This window comes from Nostoc sp. (assembly GCF_036917555.1).
Taxonomy (GTDB): domain Bacteria; phylum Cyanobacteriota; class Cyanobacteriia; order Cyanobacteriales; family Nostocaceae; genus Nostoc.
This window is the reverse complement of sequence record NZ_JBALDD010000004.1, coordinates 24,980-44,594: the sequence shown is the minus strand read 5'-3', so window position 1 is coordinate 44,594 and position 19,615 is coordinate 24,980. Positions and strand designations below refer to the sequence as shown.

The 19,615-nt window shown below is 42.1% G+C and carries 14 protein-coding genes and 1 tRNA gene; 8 read left to right on the top strand and 7 right to left on the bottom strand.

Annotated elements, in window-relative coordinates:
- Positions 1-358, bottom strand: a 358-nt coding sequence (locus tag V7K60_RS01120; protein WP_334922260.1) for a hypothetical protein, incomplete at its 3' end; no start/stop codon positions are given.
- A 279-nt stretch (positions 359-637) separates the two neighbouring features.
- Between V7K60_RS01120 and gor the strand changes: the two genes are divergently transcribed.
- From gor to V7K60_RS01105, 3 genes are all read left to right on the top strand, one after another.
- Positions 638-2,014, top strand: a complete 1,377-nt coding sequence (gene gor / locus V7K60_RS01115) for a glutathione-disulfide reductase (protein WP_334922258.1) — start codon at positions 638-640, stop codon at positions 2,012-2,014.
- Positions 2,015-2,126: 112 nt separating this feature from the next.
- Positions 2,127-2,762, top strand: coding sequence for a YqiA/YcfP family alpha/beta fold hydrolase (locus tag V7K60_RS01110; protein ID WP_334922256.1), 636 nt, complete (start codon positions 2,127-2,129; stop codon positions 2,760-2,762).
- Positions 2,763-2,860: 98 nt separating this feature from the next.
- Positions 2,861-4,009 (top strand): histidinol-phosphate transaminase, encoded by a 1,149-nt coding sequence (locus tag V7K60_RS01105; RefSeq protein WP_334922265.1) that lies wholly within the window; start codon positions 2,861-2,863, stop codon positions 4,007-4,009.
- An 8-nt stretch (positions 4,010-4,017) separates the two neighbouring features.
- On the opposite strand, the gene V7K60_RS01100 is transcribed toward V7K60_RS01105, so the two are convergent.
- Positions 4,018-4,572 (bottom strand): hypothetical protein, encoded by a 555-nt coding sequence (locus tag V7K60_RS01100; RefSeq protein ID WP_334922254.1) that lies wholly within the window; start codon positions 4,570-4,572, stop codon positions 4,018-4,020.
- Between the two features lie 891 nt (positions 4,573-5,463).
- Entirely contained in the window at positions 5,464-6,099 is a 636-nt protein-coding gene (locus tag V7K60_RS01095; protein WP_334922252.1) for a GNAT family N-acetyltransferase, read from the bottom strand.
- 1,031 nt (positions 6,100-7,130) lie between these two features.
- On the opposite strand from V7K60_RS01095, the gene V7K60_RS01090 reads away from it, so the two are divergent.
- The 3 genes from V7K60_RS01090 to V7K60_RS01080 all read left to right on the top strand — a co-directional run bounded on the left by V7K60_RS01090 (position 7,131) and on the right by V7K60_RS01080 (position 12,017).
- Positions 7,131-10,661 (top strand): response regulator, encoded by a 3,531-nt coding sequence (locus V7K60_RS01090; protein WP_334922250.1) that lies wholly within the window; start codon positions 7,131-7,133, stop codon positions 10,659-10,661.
- A gap of 68 nt (positions 10,662-10,729) precedes the next feature.
- Positions 10,730-11,896: a hypothetical protein gene (locus V7K60_RS01085; RefSeq protein WP_334922248.1), complete on the top strand. Its 1,167-nt coding sequence runs from the start codon at positions 10,730-10,732 to the stop codon at positions 11,894-11,896.
- Positions 11,897-11,946: 50 nt separating this feature from the next.
- Positions 11,947-12,017: transfer RNA gene (locus tag V7K60_RS01080), tRNA-Gly, on the top strand.
- 259 nt (positions 12,018-12,276) lie between these two features.
- On the opposite strand, the gene V7K60_RS01075 is transcribed toward V7K60_RS01080, so the two are convergent.
- Positions 12,277-13,323, bottom strand: coding sequence for an ABC transporter permease (locus V7K60_RS01075; protein ID WP_334922246.1), 1,047 nt, complete (start codon positions 13,321-13,323; stop codon positions 12,277-12,279).
- 140 nt (positions 13,324-13,463) lie between these two features.
- Positions 13,464-13,982, bottom strand: a complete 519-nt coding sequence (locus V7K60_RS01070) for an adenine phosphoribosyltransferase (protein ID WP_334922244.1) — start codon at positions 13,980-13,982, stop codon at positions 13,464-13,466.
- Positions 13,983-14,447: 465 nt separating this feature from the next.
- Between V7K60_RS01070 and V7K60_RS01065 the strand changes: the two genes are divergently transcribed.
- Together V7K60_RS01065 and V7K60_RS01060 are read left to right on the top strand one after the other, a co-directional pair.
- Complete coding sequence (locus V7K60_RS01065) at positions 14,448-15,074, top strand: DUF3038 domain-containing protein (RefSeq protein ID WP_334922243.1); 627 nt, start codon at positions 14,448-14,450, stop codon at positions 15,072-15,074.
- Positions 15,071-16,498 carry a DUF4335 domain-containing protein gene (locus tag V7K60_RS01060; RefSeq protein WP_334922241.1) on the top strand — a complete coding sequence of 476 codons (1,428 nt, stop codon included), beginning with the start codon at positions 15,071-15,073 and terminating at the stop codon, positions 16,496-16,498. The genes V7K60_RS01065 and V7K60_RS01060 overlap by 4 nt, the downstream gene beginning before the upstream one ends.
- A gap of 49 nt (positions 16,499-16,547) precedes the next feature.
- On the opposite strand, the gene V7K60_RS01055 is transcribed toward V7K60_RS01060, so the two are convergent.
- Positions 16,548-16,913 (bottom strand): four helix bundle protein, encoded by a 366-nt coding sequence (locus V7K60_RS01055; protein WP_334922239.1) that lies wholly within the window; start codon positions 16,911-16,913, stop codon positions 16,548-16,550.
- A gap of 97 nt (positions 16,914-17,010) precedes the next feature.
- Entirely contained in the window at positions 17,011-19,281 is a 2,271-nt protein-coding gene (locus V7K60_RS01050) for a transglycosylase domain-containing protein (RefSeq protein WP_334922237.1), read from the bottom strand.
- Between the last annotated feature and the right edge of the window lie 334 nt (positions 19,282-19,615).

The following is a 19,615-nucleotide window of genomic DNA, read 5'->3' as shown; positions in this document are numbered from 1 at the left end:
CAACACCCGTAACTCCGACAAATCCAACACCCGTAACTCCAACAAATCCAACACCCGTAACTACAACACCTGTAACCTCAACAGAACCAACACCCGTAACTCCGACAAATCCAACACCCGTAACTACAACACCTGTAACCTCAACAGAACCAACACCCGTAACTCCGACAAATCCAACACCTGTAACTCCAACAAATCCAACACCTGTAACTACAACACCTGTAACCTCAACAGAATCAACACCCGTAACTCCGACAAATCCAACACCTGTAACTCCAACGGACTCTCCAAGTACATAAAGATTGTTAATGGGATAAAAAAAAGCTTTGCGAATGCCGAAGGCAGTAAGTTTTGTCATAATGTTGCGTAAGTCCTGTGGAACTTAGCTGCTCCAATGCAGTAGCACAGACTTATGCTCAACCACGGGCCAGAACTATAACAACTTTTAACTACTGCCTTTACAGCCGTTGCTAAAGCAAAAAGTGATATTCCCTACGACCAGATGGCATCTGCTAACGCTAGATTAAATCAAGGACAGGACTTACACAGGGTTCACCGGATATCCTTATATAGTTCAATCAGGTTCTGTGTGTAAGTTCCCAGGAACTAACTTGTTGCTAAAGAAGAACATAAACTTATGACTTTTGATTACGACCTGTTTGTAATTGGTGCGGGTTCTGGAGGTTTGGCGGCTTCCAAACGAGCGGCTAGCTACGGTGCAAAAGTAGCGATCGCTGAATATGATTTAGTTGGTGGCACTTGTGTGATTCGCGGTTGCGTTCCCAAAAAACTCATGGTCTATGGCTCTCACTTTCCTGCACTGTTTAGTGACGCTTCAGGCTATGGCTGGAAAGTGGGTAATGCTGAGTTGGACTGGGAATATTTCATTACATCTATAGATAAGGAAGTTCGGCGACTGTCGCAACTACACATCAGCTTCTTGGAAAAAGCTGGAGTAGAACTATTTTCTGGTCGCGCCACGTTGGTAGACCCTCACACTGTAGAAGTTGATGGACGTAAAATTACAGCAGACAAAATTTTAATTGCAGTTGGTGGGCGTCCTGTCAAGCCAGATTTACCAGGGATGGAACATGGCATTACCTCCGACGAAATCTTTCATTTAAAAGAACAACCAAAACACATCGTCATTATTGGGGCTGGTTATATCGGCACGGAATTTGCTTGTATTATACGCGGTTTAGGTTCTGAGGTGACACAAATTACCAGAGGTGAAAAGATTTTGAATGGGTTTGATGAAGATGTCCGCATAGAAATTGAAGAGGGTATGATGAACCACGGAATTCGCTTGATTAAGAATAATGTGGTGAAAGCAATTAAACGCGTCCCAGAAGGGTTGAAGCTGACTTTATCAGGAGACGACCAAGAACCACTAATTGCTGATGTGTTTTTAGTAGCGACCGGTCGAACCCCCAATGTAGATGGATTAGGTTTAGAAAACGCTGGGGTTGATGTTGTCGCCAGTTCTATCGAAGGGCCTGGATACCCTACCACAAGTGCGATCGCAGTCAATGAATATAGTCAAACTAGTCAACCGAATATTTTTGCTGTTGGCGATGTCACCGACCGAATCAATTTAACTCCTGTAGCCATTGGCGAAGGTCGCGCCTTTGCCGATAGTGAATTTGGAGATAATCGCCGTGAATTCAGTCACGAAACTGTTCCCACAGCCATATTTTCTAACCCAGAAGCCGCAACAGTCGGCTGGACAGAAGCCCAAGCACGGGAAAAACTCGGTGATGCCGTCAAAATTTTTCGCACTCGCTTTCGCCCTATGTACCATAGTTTGACTGGTAAGCAAGAGAAGACAATGATGAAGTTGGTGGTTGATAGTAACACCGACAAAGTTTTAGGCGCTCACATGGTAGGTGAAGGTGCAGCTGAAATTATCCAAGGTGTGGCGATCGCTATCAAGATGGGTGCAACCAAAAAAGACTTTGATGCTACTGTGGGTGTCCATCCCTCAGCCGCAGAGGAATTTGTCACAATGCGCTAATAAAACTTAGGAGTGAGGAGTTCTGAGTTATGAATTATAAGTGAGCCACAACAATTGATAAATCTTTATTTATCAACACTCAATAATTTTTAACTCCTAACTATTTACAACCTTGGACTACATATATCTTCACGGATTTGCTTCTAGTCCTAAATCTGCCAAAGCGCGGGATATAGGCGATCGCTTTACCAAAATTCACACAAATCTGAAAATTTCCGATCTCAATGCTGGCGATTTTTCCCAATTGACAATTACTCGTCAGCTAACTCAAGTTGCTGGAGAATTCAGCAATGATTCTACACCAGTAACGCTTATTGGCTCAAGTTTGGGTGGTTTGACTGCTGCCCACTTGGGACAACAAAATTTACAAGTGCAACGCTTAGTTTTGCTAGCACCAGCTTTTGGGTTTTTATCCCATTGGTTGCCCAAGCTAGGAGATGAAGAAGTAGAGCGTTGGCAGCAAGAAAAATATATCATGGTCTACCACTATGGGGAACAGCAATCGCTTTCTTTAAGTTACGATTTTGTTACAGATGCTGCCCAATACCAAGAAAAGCTTTTGCAACGCCCTATCTCTACACTGATTTTGCATGGCAAAAAGGATGAAGTCATTCCGATCGAAGCTAGTCGTGACTTTGCGCAATCGCGTCCTTGGGTGGAGTTAGTTGAACTCGATAGTGACCACGCCTTGGGTAATGTTATGGAAGAAATTTGGCAGGCAATTCGCCTCTTTTGCCAATTACCTTGAAGTTGTAAAATATTAGACTCACACATAACTAATGTCCTTAGTCATTTGTCCTTTGTTAATTACTAATGACCAATGACTAATGACTAATGACTAAAACTATGCTTCCCTTCATCCGGTCAGATTTAGCCCAATTCACCGCCTATAAACCTCATCCTAGCAGCGATACAGCCGATTCTGTCGCCACACAGTTTGATCGGTTAGATACAAATGAAAGCCCCTACGATTTACCACCTGAGTTAAAAGAGAAGCTGGCATGGATGTATCAGCAAGTAATTGAAACAAATCGTTATCCAGATGGCGGACATAAAACACTTAAGGATGCGATCGCCGAGTACGTCAATCAATCAGCCGCTCTATCATCATCCTTGTTTACTGCTGCCAATATTTCTGTTGGTAATGGTTCAGATGAACTAATCCGCTCTTTATTAATTGCCACCTGTCTAGGAGGAGAAGGGTCAATTCTCGTTGCCAATCCCACTTTCTCGATGTACAGAATTTTGGCACAAACTTTGGGCATTCCTGTAGTTGCGGTGGGTAGAAATGAAACAAATTTTGAAATTGACATAAGCGCCGCACAGTCAGCCATCGAACAGACTCAGAATCCACCGATTCGCGTAGTTTTCGTAGTACATCCCAATTCGCCGACTGCCAACAGCTTAACTGCGGCAGAGTTGGCATGGTTAAGAAGTTTGCCACAGCATATTTTGGTAGTAATTGATGAAGCTTACTTTGAATTCAGCCAAACTACCCTAGTAGGTGAATTAGCACAGCATCCTAATTGGGTAATATTACGCACTTTTTCTAAAGCTTTCCGATTGGCATCTCTCCGTATTGGTTATTGCGTTGCTCATCCCGAAGCGGTCGCCATCTTAGAAAAAGTTCGCTTACCTTACAATCTTCCCAGTTTTTCCATAGCAGCAGCATTAGTTGGTTTACAAAATCGTACACTCTTGCTGGAATCAATTCCCCAGACCCTGAGTGAACGAGCCAAACTCATCGAAATTTTATCCCAGCAACCAGAACTACAAATTACCCCAAGTGCTGCCAACTTTATTTACCTGCGTCTTAAAGCAAATAGCTTTAATTCACAAGAAGCTGCTTTAAAAACTTTCCATCAGAAACTTAGAACACTCGGCACTCTTGTGCGACACATTAGCGGAGGATTACGAATTACTGTCGGAACGATAGAAGAAAACGCCCGCACAATTAATCGAGTAAAAGCTGCTTTGGCAAATTTGTCATCTTAGCAATTTACTCAGTAATTAAACCTGCTATTCACCTCACTGCCCAAACGCCGTACTACTCCCACTGTTTGTGGCAGCACACCCACTAAAAGAGCAAAAGCAACATCCGGCAAAAGAGCCACTATTTCTGGTGGAAAGTATTGTTCAAATTGATCAAGAATTTTCTGGACTCGCTGCCCAGGCAGTGGATTTTCTGTAATTTGTTTAATTAATCGAATCCATTGTCGCCTAATCAAGTAAGCCTTCTGACGTTCTTCATTAGATTCAGGAGTTAATAAAGAAAGATTACCTATAGGCAGTGCCCTTTGGCAATCACAATCGTAATCCCCACCCACAGCAGCTCCAGGCCCAGCAAACTCTGCATGGTAGCGTTTAAAGAGTATTAATCCATTTCGCCTACGACTATTGACGATGAAAACTTCTCCACTGTGCAAACGTGTAAGGATATCCGAGCCTTGCGATTGCTCAGTTCCATCTGACATGACAACAGAGTCAAAGAAAGTAGTTTCAGGGTAATAAGTTGATACCATAGAGGTCTGATAGCGTCGATGCTGTTCGCTATCCATGTTTTTTAAATTTTTAATGAATGTTGTAGTATGCACTTCAAAACGGAATTAGCTGTTATATCAAATCAAGTTTTTGAATTCTTTTATTATCAAGACCTTTGTGGCCAATCCAACTAAAAATAGCAATATATAGGAGTTGTTTCAGTCATTGAGTGATTATATCTTATAAAATATAACTAGATTTGTCTGTAAACTATACTAGTGTTTTATTAAAGTTTTTATAAAGATGAATATATGAATTACAAAGTTATTATGAGGAAGTAATTATTTCTTGCAACGCGATTTCGCGTATGTTGCCATTATAGTCCATTTTCAGCTATATCGAATGCTTAAAAAAATTTGTTAACCATAAATCCCAAAAGGCTAAATTTAACATTTTTTAATCTTAAAAATATTTACCAAAAAGATAATTTGTTTAAACGGACGAGGGGATTTTTCGTAAAAAGTTTAAATAAAATATTCTTTTTAGAAAAAATTATCAAAAGCTATTTACTCACTTCGTAAAGTAACAAACATGTTTTAGTTTTGATCTATAGGACTCCTGTTTGATTGCGCGAAAAAACCACTATAACTCAAAGAGCCTTCTTTACCGTTAGCTCTTGCCTGCTAAACTACATAAGTTCTCCAAATCAAAGCGGATTTATCTAGATATTTAGCTAATATTGGCTAGATTTCTAATTAAACCTCGTCTATTTGAAAACCTAAAGTTCTTAAGAAAAGTATATTATTTAGTCCTGGCTTGAGTTTTGAGCTTTCTCTAAGTCAAAAGAACTATGGTTCTCAAGGTAGAAGTGGCTTAACCTAGTTTGTGTTTAATTACCGCTATGATTTATAGATTTTATCGAATTAATTGGAATAAAACACAAAACTTGACAATTGCCAAAACAAAATTCAGATAATGGAATCAGCACTCAGGTGCTTGTGCAATAACATCTGGCTTGAGCGTCTTAGAAGAAATGTATTCCAATTAGATTCGACTTTATGCACTCGATATCCCAGCTTGAAATAAAGCTGTCTTGCTTGATAGTTATTTTCTAAAACATGGAGATATAAGTCTTGAAATCCCCACTCGCGAGAGACTTTTTCACAGCTAGTAAGTAATCCTGAAGCTACACCATGTCTACGGTATTTTGGATGAACCGCTAAATTGGATAAGTAAGGAAAACCTACACCAACCTGGCTCCATGAATCACTACTGTAACGTACACCCATTTCCACACTTCCTACTAAGTTATTAGCCTCACCAGTAGTAGCTTCAAGGGCAACTAAGCAAAGATGACGGGGCGTAGGTGATGCCATCCGATGTCTTAAGTCTTCGTAAATACCCAGACGTAGCAATGGGAAAGCCCATCCCCATATACCCTTATGGGAGTGAAAGCTTTCAGTAATAATTTGGGCAACACCAATCAAATCAGCAGGTGTAGCTGTACGAATTTGGAATTGGTAGGAAGCTGGATCAATTGGCTGTTGCTGGTATGGGTGAAAAAACCGATATTTCAAGGCTAGTTTAGTATTGATTTTATTCAACAAAAATTTTCTCAAATATCCTAAAACAAGATTTAAATTAAATCAGAACTTAAGAGTTGCCCAGGAGATTTAACTGAACCAATATTGCTAATTCGCTTTTGCTTGTCGATTAAACAAATTTTTACACTTTAGCTTAGAGTTTTATAACCTGCATTTTGAAAGAGTATTAGGAGTTAGGACTTCATAAATTTATAACCTTAAATTCAGTATATTCATTGCATTCCTTGTTTTAGGTAGGCAAGATATCAAACTGATTGCCACAAAAACATCTGTAAAGTGATAGAGCTTTGAGCAAGTGGGCAGAGGAATAGCATAACTTGTCCGTAAGCAACATCTCCGAAATTGTTAAGTAAGTACACTATTGGCAAGCTCTGGTTTCAAACCACCCTTAGTTGCAGTACTGAACTTGTTTTTGCAGTTGCCGCTACACTGACACTACTTTGCTACCAAGTCATCCAAATAGGCTGTATAGGTACTGGGACATAAATCTGTAGGGTTCCCTAATCCCTAATCTCTAACTCCTCAACCACTACCACTTGTCTTAATGATAGTTCTGATTGCTAAATTAGAAAGAGGTATTTGTCTAATAGTATACTTTGGCTTTAAATCTTATTGTTTTAATTTCGCTGACTCTACCATGACTACCATAAATAAAATTTACCTGCAAGTGTTATTACAACAGCTGTGGAGGGAAAACTTAATATGCAGCTTTATCTGGATTTTTCAGCTGGCTATGAGCGCTGTATGTATTATCAGACATTGCTCACAGGAGGTGAAAAAAGATTTGGCAAGCAAGCGTCGACTCTGTAACACTAAAACTGACAATGAAAGCAATTACACTGCACCAACGCAAACGGTAATCAGTACAAGCAATTGAGACGAATTACTGTGAGTAAACGCTCCTACACTCAGCAGTCATGTAGCCAAACAGCCTTATTGGTCGAAATGCTCTGCTCTTACCTGACTCAGAAAAATCCTTACCTGATCAGATTATTCTTTATCCGACTGCCGTTGCAGCAGGAAAGCGGTGCATGAAATCCCAAGCAAACAGTAAGCCTAAAATTTTGGTTGTCGATGATGAACCAGACAACCTTGACTTGCTTTACCGCACTTTCTATCGTGATTATAAGGTGCTAAGGGCAACCTCTGGTCCTGCGGCACTCGATCTGCTGGCTCAAGAGGGAGAGATCGCGGTGATCATCTCCGATCAGCGGATGCCGATGATGAGCGGTACAGAATTTTTAAGCCTGACAGCAACTCAATATCCAGATATTATCCGGATTATTTTAACTGGCTACACCGATGTCGAAGACCTGGTGGAAGCAATCAATGCTGGCAAGGTATTTAAATATGTAACTAAACCGTGGGAAGCGGAGGAACTAAAAGCAGTGGTACGCCAAGCTTTGGATACCCACAATGTCCTCAAAGCTAGAACCCGCGAACTTACCCGCACACTCCGTCAAGAATCGCTGCTGAATACTGTTACCAATACGATTCGCAGTGCTTTAGACTACAGACAAATTTTGCAAGCAATTGTAGATACAGTGGGTCACATGTTGGAGGTGGATGTTTGTCTGCTACGTCCCTTCCAAGATGAGCAGTTGGCGGATAAAGGGTTTATTTATCAGAAGCCTCTTTCTGAAGAAGCAGAGGTGCAGCAGATCGAAGCGGAAGTAGCAGTAGGTCTTTCCTCTTTGCCCACTATATCCTCTGCTCCCGCTTTGTCTCTTTTGGCTCAGACGGTGTGGGAAACCCGTGAAGTTCAGGTGATTCACGATGTAATTGATGATGAGCGCATTTACGGTAACACTCCCGAACTGCGCAAGCGTGGGCAAGCTTTTGCTGCTGCTAATATTTGTTCTAGTTTAGTTGTGCCATTGATCTGCCAACAAGAACTGATGGCAGTGCTAGCACTGCACCAGTGTTCTCTGCCTCGCTTTTGGGGAGATGATGAGGTGCAGTTAGTGCTGATGGTAGCGGATCAGGCAGCCTTAGCTTTGTCTCAAGCTTATGCTTACGAACAAGTACGTGCCCTTGCCAAGCGAGAGAGCTTGATTAATACGATTACTAGCGCAATTCGCTCTAGCTTAAATCCTCAAGATATCTTTGCGGCAATTACACAGCAATTGGGACAAGCTTTACAAGTCGATGGCTGTGTCCTGTCTTTATGGACTGAGGAAGATGAGTTTGTTGAGTGTGTAGGCTTGTATGACAGTTTTCAACATCCAGAAAATTTACGATTACCAGCCCCAGACAATAAGTTAGGTAGCAATAATCACCTACAAAACCAGAGATTACCCTATTCTCAAGCATCTATACAGGAGAATCCCATCCTCCAACAAATGCTACAGACACATGAACCTGTGGTAATTGGTAATGTGAGTCATTCTCCCTCGGATGTGCGGGGTTTTGATTTGCCTTTAAAAATGCCAGCGCGATCGCTAATGTTTGTGCCATTATTGGCTGATGGGAAATGTATTGGTAGTATTACCTTGCATGAAGGTAAAAAAGTACGCCAATGGTTGCCATCTGATATTGATTTGGCGAAAGCAGTAGCAGCGCAAGCAGCGATCGCTGTGCAGCAATCACACTTATATCAAAAGACTCGCCAACAAGCTGAACGCTTACTGGAATTAGACAAACAAAAAACCGAATTTTTCCAAAATATTTCCCATGAGTTTCGCACACCGATTACCTTGATTCAAGGGCCATTAGAGTCAGCGGTGGCGGCTGGTGAGGGATTATCTTACTCTCAAAGTGCGATCGCCCTGCGTAACTCCCGCCGCCTGCTGCGACTGGTAAATCAACTCCTAGACTTACAACGCCTGAATGCAGGGAGAATGCAGCCAAATTTCCATCCCTGCGATTTAGTCGAATTTGTCAGCCAAATAGTGGAATCTTTTCGTCCCTACTGCGAGAAAAAGAGACTGCATCTCGTTACCCAGCTAGATGAATGTTCGATAGTGTACTTAGACATGGAAAAATTTGACAAGGTGGTTTATAACCTCTTGTCAAATGCCATGAAGTTTACTCCTGAAGGTGGGACGATTGGTGTTCGACTAAAATCTGAGCGCGATCGTTGCATCTTGCAAGTACAAGATACTGGAATTGGTATTGTTAAAGAACAAATTCCTTACCTATTTGAGCGCTTTCGCCAAGCTGAAGGTTCAGCAAATCGCTCCTATGAAGGCAGTGGTTTGGGTTTAGCTTTAGTTAAAGAATTAGTAGAATTACATGGTGGTCAAGTGACTGTGGAATCAGTTTATGGTGAAGGAACTACTTTTAGTTTATGGCTGATGACTGGAAATGCTCATTTACCTGCACAGCAAGTACTAGAAACGCCTACCGAACTGAATGCAAGCCGCGCTAGCGTAGAATTAGCTGATTTAGAACTAGTAGAGTCAACAACAGACAATATTGAAGATATTACAATAAACCTCTCCCCCAGTATTGATACTCAAGACTCAGCACATAAGACTCAGCACTCAATTTTAGTTGTAGATGACAACCCCGATTTGCGAACCTATGTATCTGAAATTTTCCGCCGCAACGGCTATCATGTACAGATAGCTCGTAACGGTCATGAAGGGCACAGTAGAGCTAAGGAAATTCTACCCAGCTTGATTGTAACTGACTTAATGATGCCCTTAGTGAGCGGACTTGAGATGATTCAGATGATCCGCAATGAGGAGACGTTGAAAGGAACACCAATCATTCTACTGACAGCGAAAGTAGATGAAGAAACTCGCATCGAAGGTACAGAACATGGCGCAGATGCTTATTTAGCAAAACCATTCAACGATCGGGAACTTTTGGCAGAAGTTCGCAATCTTTTAGCATTGAAAGAAAATGAACGGCGAATTGTGGAGTTAAATACTTATCTAACAGAATCGGTTCTAAAGCGCTTTTTGCCTGCCGTGTTGGTGCAAAAAGCCGCAACCGGAGATTTAACCTTAGATTTGCGCCCAGAACCACGCTTAATTACAGTTTTGTTTAGCGACATTGTGGGTTTCACACAGCTAGCAAATACTCTCAGATCCCGACGAGTCGCGGAGTTGCTAAATGAATATTTAGAAGCCATGACCAAAGTTGTCTTTAGCAATGGCGGCACTGTAGATAAATTTATGGGAGATGCTATCTTAGCTTTATATGGAGCGCCGGAAGAACTAACTCCTAATGAACAAGTGCGTCGTGCTATTAATACAGCAAGAGCAATGCACCGCTCACTGGCTGACTTGAACCAGCGCTGGCGAGAGCAAGGTGTATTCGATAGCGACAAACTTACTAGCGTACAGTTTCGGTGCGGTATTCACCAAGGTACTGCTGTTGTGGGGATGTTTGGTAGCGCTGAACGCGCCGATTATACTGCTATTGGCCCAAGTGTGAATATTGCCGCAAGGTTGCAAGCTGCTGCTGTTCCCGGTACAATCCTGGTTTCTGCTGCCGTAGCAGATTATTTGCAGGAAGGAGAAATTACTAAAGGTAGACCGCTAGAACTTAAAGGAGTAGATGAAACTGTTTTGACTTTCGCGGTTACACCAGAGGTAATGGTTAATCGCTAAAATTTAGACTGGTATTTTAAAGCATTACCAATGAGTAAAAGTGCATAATCATATCCAGTTTATATAATATGACACCATCGGTTACAGATAAAACACCAATTCCAGCCAAGGTCTGGAGACGACACACCGACCCACCAGGTTTGTGGATTTTTGTCGTTCTCAGTTCAGTCTCTCTGCACTTGCTGGTGTTCTGGCTGATGCGCTCATCTAATGCATTTAATCTGTGGTTCCCCCAGCAAAATCAATCTGCTGTTCCCATTGAATTGATAGACATTGCTCCTAAAACAAAATCAATAATCAAATCAAAATCACCAGTCAAAATAGTTTCGTCAAAGCCACTATCCTCAACTCAAAAGTCTGTACCAACACGTTCATCACAAACAGCACGAACTACGCCTAAAAATGAAGATTTTGGCGTAATAAATTCCCTTGATAATCTCCAGAAAAAGAGCCGAATTTACGCTTCTCAACCTAATAGTGAACACTTTAGACAACAGATAGTTCCTACACCAACACCGAAACCTATAGCTAAAATTACACTGAAACCTACACTGAAAGCCACACCGAAACCTATAGCTAAAGTTACACCGAAACCTACACCTAAAGTCACACCGACACCTACGGTTACAATCGGTAATTTACCTTGGAAGCGTCGTCAAGAAATTAAACTGGGAAAGGGAACGCAACTACCAACAGGTATTCCATCAAATCTACCAGTTTCAGAACCTGAAAATAGAGAAACTCCAGCAACTTCAACTAGGGAAACTCCAGCAACTTCGACTAGAGAAACTCCAGCAACTTCGACTAGAGAAACTCTGGCAACTTCGACTGGGGGAACATCGGTAGCAATAGTAGCTCCCTTATCTAGAAATCAAGTGATAAGCTTGATACAATCAAGAGGATTCCGACAAGATGCTTTACCTGACGTTATCCCTTTATACAGGGGAAGCAACACAAAACAATTAGACCCAAGTTTTCTTGTCCACAATTCGGGACTTGATCCAGCACAACTCTTAGCTAGCTTGATAATTGATCAGAATGGCAACTTTCAACAAGCTGTAGTTCTAGAAATAGAACCAGCAACACTGCAAAGTCAAAAAAGTACATACGAGCAAGTCCTGAGCGAAGTTTTCAAAACAGAAAACTTTATTGCTGCCCACAATAACGATGGCACAAAACCAGAATTGAGCAATTTGTATGTCAGGATCACAATCCAATCCGCCAATTCCAACTAAATACTTGAATTTTGGCAAAAACTGTGTTAAATTTATATGGTTGGAAATTTGCGGGCGTAGTTTAGTGGTAAAACTATAGCCTTCCAAGCTATTAATGCGGGTTCGATTCCCGCCGCCCGCTTAAAAAAAACTCTTAAATATACGAGTGCAAAAACTAAGTCTGAATCTTGGTAAAATAATTAGTTAAAAAGCAATTCAGAATTTTGCAGTATACAGAAATAGCTTGAAACTGAGAGTAGCCAAATTCAAGACAGGATGAGAAATTAGCAACTCTTTCTTCAACAACATCCGCACTCTGGCTACCTGTTTGTTGTTTGATAGTTGACAGTACTCTGGAAACCGCCCAATATGTTTTGATTTTTTGGATTTTTGAATTGCTGCTAATTGAGATTTTCTAGGCGAATGCGTGGATCGGCTGCTTTGAGCATCAAATCGGCGATTAAATTGCCAACAATCAGCAGTACTGCGCCCATCACCAAGCTTGCCATTAATAAATATAAATCTTGAGCTTGTAAAGCTTGTAAAGTCAACCTCCCTAAACCGGGCCAGTTGAAGAAAAATTCGGCGATGAAGGCACCATTTAATAAACCAGCTAATTCAAAACCCAATAAGGTAATTAAGGGATTTATGGCGTTACGCAGTGCATGAACGTAGATGACGCGGTTTTCTGGTAAACCTTTGGCACGAGCCGTTTGGATGTAGTCTTGACGCAGAACATCCAATAATTCGCCGCGAGTGATGCGTTGCAAACCAGCAAAACTAGTAATTGAGAGTGCGATTGTGGGTAAAATCATGTGCCAGCCGATATCTAAGATTCTGCCAAACCACGACAGTTCTGAGTGATTGATGCTAGTCATGCTACCCACTGGGAAAAACGGCGAGGTGATTTGGGCTAAAACCAGCAGCGCTAAGGCAGTGATGAAACTGGGAAAGCCTTGTCCTGCGTAACTAATTACCTGTAAAATCCGGTCTGCTGGCTTATTTTGTTTAACAGCGGCAAAGATCCCTAGAGGGATGGCGATCGCCCATGTGACAATTAAAGATGCGATCGCTAATAGCAAAGTCGCTGGGACTCGTTCCCACAACAGCGATGCTACTGAACGTTGATAAATAAAACTCGTGCCAAAATCCCCTTTGGTCAAGATTCGCCATAGCCACAGCCCGAATTGCTCTGGCCAAGACTTATCCAGACCAAACTGCCGTTTGATTTCCTCAATTCTTTCTGGAGATATCTTCGGATTTTGCCGCAGCGTATCTACATAATCACCGGGAGCGAGTTGAATGATGAAAAACGACAACGCTGACGCCAACAACAAAGTTAACAGTGCCTGCAATAGCCGCTTTGCCACATAAACAAAAGTTTCACTCGTGACTAGCCTGATTAGCCAATCCCGACTGGTCTCCAAGGAAATTTTCGTAGATGTCATTTATATTTTGTCCTTTGTCATTTGTTCTACCCTGCAGGAAGCCGCTGGCGCGTCTATGTCATTTGTTCTTTGTCCTTCGTCATTTGCCAGTTGTTTTGCTATTGACCAATGACTAATGACTAATGACCAATGATTAGTGACTAATATTCAATTAAAGAGATAATCGGCACGTCTGGTAAATGTGTACGCCCTTGTAAATCCCGTAGCTCGATAATAAACCCAAATCCTACTAGTTCGCAGCCAATTTTCTGCACCAACTTTGCTGTGGCACTCGCAGTTCCACCTGTGGCAATCAAATCGTCCACAATCAAAACTCGGCTACCTTGGTGTAAAGCGTCTTGATGCACTTCTAGGCAATCTGTACCATACTCTAGTTGATATTCAATTGAGTGAACGGCTGCTGGTAACTTCCCTTTTTTGCGGATGGGAATAAAACCAGCTCCTAATTTATAAGCCAGAGGTGAACCAAAAATGAATCCCCTCGACTCCATACCAATGACATAATCAGCTGTTATTCCAACTTCATTGCATTTTTGTGTTAAAAAGTCAATAGTATAGCGCAGTCCCTCTGGATCGCGCAGTAACGTAGTAATATCCCGAAATAAAATTCCGGGTTTTGGGAAATCTGGAATGTCACGAACGAGAGACTTTAAATCCATAAAATGGGGAATGGGGAGTAGGGAATGGGGAATCAGGCATGGGGATGAGGTAGATAAATTAATAAGCAATGCCCAATACTTCGACTTACCTCGGCTCCGCTCGGCACGAGTCGCTCAGTACAAGTGCCCAATGCCCAATGCCCAATTTCAGATACCTGAAAAATCGTACACTATAATGTCATACGCTGGGGGTCAAGTGGAGGTCGAGGCTGAAGCTTCGTCTTTCATTGACGATAATTAGAATCTAAACCAAGCTAGAAAAGGTATTTCACTAAATAAACGAGGTGAATTTAGTTATGTTTTAAAATTTTGATTTCAATATAGGGAAAACTTTGAGTAGAAAGAGTTAAGTAATGTATATATCAGGTAGTCATACTACTGCCACAAGTCTAACGCTCAAGTCTTGGCTACCGATCTTAAATTTGTTTTATCTAGTCTGTTGGAACCGCACAAGGTATTTATAGAATGAATGTTTCAGCAAGTTTAACGCCGTTCAACAGTCCAACCCAAGACTCACTGCCGATGATTCTGGACACTTTACCAGATCCTGCGATCGCTTCCAAAACGTGTCCTCGGAGAACCAGGCTGCAAATTGACCTGATTTTACTGGCAATTGAAGCTTTAGAACTTGGTGGTTCGGAAGCAATCTTGGCTTTTGCTCAAGAGTTGGATCTTAAAGGAATTGTTAAAGACAGGGTAAATTTATGGCGGATGCGTAGCTCTAACCCGCTACGAAGAGCGCATATACGCCGTCCCTTAACTATTATGGAAGCAAAAGCTTTGGTGGTCATTGCTTGCTACATAGCACGGCGTTTAACTGTTGTCATCCGCCAGTTATTAATGATATGTCAACAAATGGAAGAAAAACAGATTCCATTAGAACAGAATTTGCGGCTATCTAATTACCTAGAGCGGTTTAGAACGCATTTTAAAAGCCGGATGAATGCTCGACGTTCTGGTGTACTAGCATTAACTTCTGATGAAAAATTAGATGCGCTAGCAATAAATTTGTTAGGACAATTACTATTTTGTACTGGTACTGCTGGAATGCAGCGGTTCTGGATTAGTCTTTTTGACGGTGAAGTGGAATGAATATTCAACGTAAGTACAGTCTGCCTAATTGTACTCTTCTTTTAGAAGGGTTAAGTGATGTCACTAGGGCTGCACAGTTCCAGGAAATGCGCCCAGAATTATCAATATTGGTAAATGCAGAATGCTATTTATCTGGTTACAATCAACCCCTAACCGGAGGGCGAGAATTTTTTGAAAGTTTGGTGAGGGCTGTTAGTGGTTACGCCCAAGAATTTCTGAGTACTGTACCCAATCCGCAAGCACACAACCAGGAATCAGAGCTAGTAGAGTTTCAAAAAATTGACGGTAACCGCCACAGGTTAATCATACATTCAGAGAATGCTCCAGAGGGGTTCGAGTCTCACTCTAATAATTCTAAACGTCCGCCTATTGAAATAGATTTGAATACGGTGCAGTTGTTTGATTTAGTAGAAGCAGTGGATCAGTTTTTTGCTGATACCCAGACTTTACCAGAATTATCCCTAGAACTACAACCAGTTACTAGACGCTATGGCAGTGCTAGTCAAGCTGTAATCAGGCAGGCTGTTCCTGCTGCTGTGGGAGTATCAAGTTTAGCAATAGCAGCGATCGCATTTAACTTGATTCCACCTCCTCAAATACGTCCACCGCAGCCTAAGCCAGATGAGCAAACTAGCTCTACAACAAAGAGCCTTAATCCTCCAGCATCAGCGGCTGCAACACCCATCGCAGCTGCAACACCCACACCAATAGCTAATGCAAAGCCAGTAGTTAAAGATTTAGAAGCACTTTTAAACACAGTTCCAGAAATTACCGATCCATCCCAGCTGCGTGCATTGAATCGCCAAGTGTATAACCAAGTTCATCCGGCTTGGACTAAGCGTTCAGGATTGCAAGAGGATTTGATCTATCGTTTAGGTGTAGCTGCCGATGGAGCGATCGTTGGTTATAAAGCGGTGAATAAAGAGGCCAATCAAGGAGTCGGGCAAACTCCTCTGCCTAACCTACTTTATAATCCTGCTAACCGTGCTCCCATTTCTAATGAACCAATCGCCCAATTCCGAATAGTGTTTACTACAAATGGTGTGCTGCAAGTTAGCCCTTGGCGAGGATATGCTAAGACACCAGAGGTAGTCGGTGCAAAAATTACCGACTCTAATATCACTAAAGGTTTAAATCAAAAGCTTTATAATACAGTTCGCCAAACCTGGAGTGGCACTCCCACCTTTACACGAGATTTAAAATATCGGGTAGCAGTCAACAAAGATGGTGTAATTGCTGACTATGAACCACTTAATCAAGTCGCCTTTGATTATTTCCGAGAAACACCTCTTCCTAAGATGTTTAACGCCATTTATGGTTCTAATGTAGCTGCTCCCAATGACAAAGAACCTCTAGCCCACTTCCAAGTTTTATTCAAGCCTAACGGCAAGCTCGAAGTCACTCCTTGGAAAGGATATCAGTAATTGGGTATGGGGTATTGGGCATTGGGCATGGGGCAAGAGAATTAAGTTGCTATTCCCTATTCCCTATGGCTTTTAGATAAGCATCGAGCTTAGGTAACAGTTCATCAAGAATTGGTTTAAATCTGCTTACCTGTTCATTTGTCAATAACTGTCTGGCGTAGGCTAACCTCAACCAGCTGATAGTTTCATACAAAGATCCTCTCGCAATCTTGACAAAACCCCGATTGTCTTGGTCGTTGTACCTACCTCTACCTTCTGCCATGTTCGCACAAACACTATCAGCAGACCGAACAATTTGCTTGCCCAGTGTATCTTTAGTGAAATTGTCCCATCCTTTAACAGTACGCCAAATTTCATTAGCTAGCTTTTGGGCAAGTTGATAAACTTCTAAGTCTTCAAAATCAGGTCTTCTCACAAAAGTCCATTGATCATTTATTGATCAATAGTTCCTAATTCTCAATGCCCAATACTTCGACTTCGCTCAGTACAAGTGCCCAATGCCTAATGCCCAATTACCTTGTAATCCGCCGCATATAATTCCCCCATAATTGAGCTGCTTGAGCACTGCTGCCAGATGTCGGGGAATTATTGTCGTTTCCCAGCCAAACGCCAGTTACAAGTCGCTGACTGGGGATAAAACCAATAAACCACAAGTCAACGTTTTTATTGGTCGTGCCAGTTTTACCAGCTTCCCCTAGTCCAATGGCAGCACTACGACCAGTACCTCTTGCGATTACACCGCGCATCAAACTAGTCATCTCATCGGCGACATTAGTTGTCAACACTCGTTTATTGGCACCTGGATCTTGGTCGAAGGAGTAGATTACACGACAGGTTTTGATATCTTTGCGATCGCTACAATCACCACTGTCTAAAATTCGGCTAATGGCATGGGGAGGATTCAACACACCGCGATTGCCAATAGCGCCAAAAGCACCAGTCATTTCCAAAACATTGACTACGCTTTGACCCAGTACTAAGCCAGGAACCGGATCTAGGTTTGATTTTATCCCCAAACGCTGCGCCATTGCCACAACTTTATCCAGCCCGACTTGTCTGGCAACTCGCAGGGCGATCGGATTTTCTGAAAGCGCCAGCCCGGTGGCAATATCTAAACTAGTGTCAGCACCAGCACGACAGGGTTTATAAGTAAAGCCTTGCCAAGTTAAAGGGGCGCAAGAATAACTGTTGGATGGTGAGATTCCCTGTTGAATAGCGGCGGTGTAAGCAAAAATTTTGAAGGTGGAACCTGGTTGTCTTTTGGCTTGAACAGCACGATTGAACTGACTTTTTTTGTAATCAGTTCCGCCTACCATTGCCAGAATACTGCCTGTACTAGAGTCAAGAGTGACTAATGCCCCTTGAGAAAAATTAAAAGTTCTACCAGAGTTGTTCACCGAATTATTCAACGCTGCTTCTGCTTGTCTCTGTATCGCTGGATCGAGCTTGGTTTCAATGATATAATTACCTTCTCTTGCTGCTCCCTCCCCTAAAATTGATTCAAGTTCAGAGAAGACGTAACTGTAAAAATAAGGTGCGATCGTTTTAGCTTGCTGTTCGCAGACTTTAGGACTAATTTGGACAGTGGAGCGTCTAGCTCGGTTCGCATCCTCTGCTTTAATTTTGCCCATCTCCAGTAACCGCTTAATCACACGATTTCGGTATTCAGCCGCTTCTAGCTTATTTGGCCCATCCCCACAAAAATCGAAAGCGTTGGGAGCAGGTAAAATTCCTACCAATGTTGCTGCTTCTGCCAAAGTTAATTCTTTAGCCGACTTCTCAAAGTAATATCGGGCTGCATCCTCAAAGCCAGAGGTATCACCTCCCAAAAAAACCCGATTTAAGTACATCAGCAAAATATCATTTTTGCTGTAAAAGGTTTCGAGCTTTAGGGCAACAACTGCCTCCCGTAATTTGCGGCCAAGGGTATCCTGTCTACCTACATACTCGCGGAACAAACTGCGGGCAACTTGCTGGGTTACAGTGCTGGCTCCTTGTTGCACATCTCCGCTACGGCTATTAATCAACACAGCTCGTAAAATTCCCAGAGGATCAACCCCAAAGTGCCAGTAATAACGACTATCCTCTGAAGCCACTACCGCACCAGGCAAATAAGGGCCAAATTCCTCTAATCGCTTCATGTCTACATGAGAGATTGTCCGAGGCTCTCTCAGGGGAGTGGCTCCATCACGGGCGTAAACAACTACTGGAGCGCGTGTCGCTGTCGGTAGAGGTTTGACTGAAAATTTCAGCCATTCGACGCCAATCACTAATGTTAACAGGGCACTGACACCACCAACTCCATAAGCTGTCCAACTTGCAGCTTTGACATACCATGCTGGTGGATCGACATATTGCAATCGCACAGAAGCGGCGAGTTCTGGGGGGCCCAGAGTCAGAATATCGCCGTGACGCAGTTCTAGAGAACTAACACGACGCTTGCCACGATAAATGCCATTGGTGGAGTTTTCGTCTTTGATCACGAAAACTGGTGTGCGCTGAGTAGAATTCCGCGATAGTGACAGGTGAATTTGACTGACAACAGGGTTACGGATGACGATATCGCTGGATTTGGAACTACGACCGAGAATATAGCGATCGCCCAACAGTGGATATACCTCTGCTTTATCCGCCCCCGCATCCTGCACCCAAAGTTCCGGTACTTTGGCATTAGGCTTGAGCGCCAATTTTGAAAAATCGACCCTAGCTTGAATCGTATGTACTGCTTGAGTCAGTTGACCTAGTAACGTTTGTGGCTTGTGAGGGGGTTGGGGAGAACTCATCGGCTATTCACATCACAGTTTTTAATGAAGAATCGGGCGAATTACAATCAATTTTAGATGTTAGTCTTTCATCATTTTACTCATAAGCCAAAGCATAAATTAGCTATACGTAAATTTTTGAGCTAATTTATACTTTAATTTATGTTAAAGTATAAATTAGTTTGTAATTTTAATCACTTTCTTAGACAAACAAATATTTTTTCTATATTCTCAAAAGCTTATATAAGCTAGTATCAATAGTTCAATAACTACAGATATACTTTTTAATTTTGTCTTTTTAAACACTAGTTGTCAATAAATAACTGATTTAATTTTTACCAATTTTACATATGCA

Coding starts and splice junctions, on each gene's coding strand:
- gor (WP_334922258.1), top strand. CDS start 638: ATGACTTTTGATTACGACCTGTTTGTAATTGGTGCGGGTTCTGGAGGT.
- V7K60_RS01105 (WP_334922265.1), top strand. CDS start 2,861: ATGCTTCCCTTCATCCGGTCAGATTTAGCCCAATTCACCGCCTATAAA.
- V7K60_RS01100 (WP_334922254.1), bottom strand. CDS start 4,572: ATGGATAGCGAACAGCATCGACGCTATCAGACCTCTATGGTATCAACT.
- V7K60_RS01090 (WP_334922250.1), top strand. CDS start 7,131: ATGAAATCCCAAGCAAACAGTAAGCCTAAAATTTTGGTTGTCGATGAT.
- V7K60_RS01085 (WP_334922248.1), top strand. CDS start 10,730: ATGACACCATCGGTTACAGATAAAACACCAATTCCAGCCAAGGTCTGG.
- V7K60_RS01075 (WP_334922246.1), bottom strand. CDS start 13,323: ATGACATCTACGAAAATTTCCTTGGAGACCAGTCGGGATTGGCTAATC.
- V7K60_RS01070 (WP_334922244.1), bottom strand. CDS start 13,982: ATGGATTTAAAGTCTCTCGTTCGTGACATTCCAGATTTCCCAAAACCC.
- V7K60_RS01065 (WP_334922243.1), top strand. CDS start 14,448: ATGAATGTTTCAGCAAGTTTAACGCCGTTCAACAGTCCAACCCAAGAC.
- V7K60_RS01060 (WP_334922241.1), top strand. CDS start 15,071: ATGAATATTCAACGTAAGTACAGTCTGCCTAATTGTACTCTTCTTTTA.
- V7K60_RS01050 (WP_334922237.1), bottom strand. CDS start 19,281: ATGAGTTCTCCCCAACCCCCTCACAAGCCACAAACGTTACTAGGTCAA.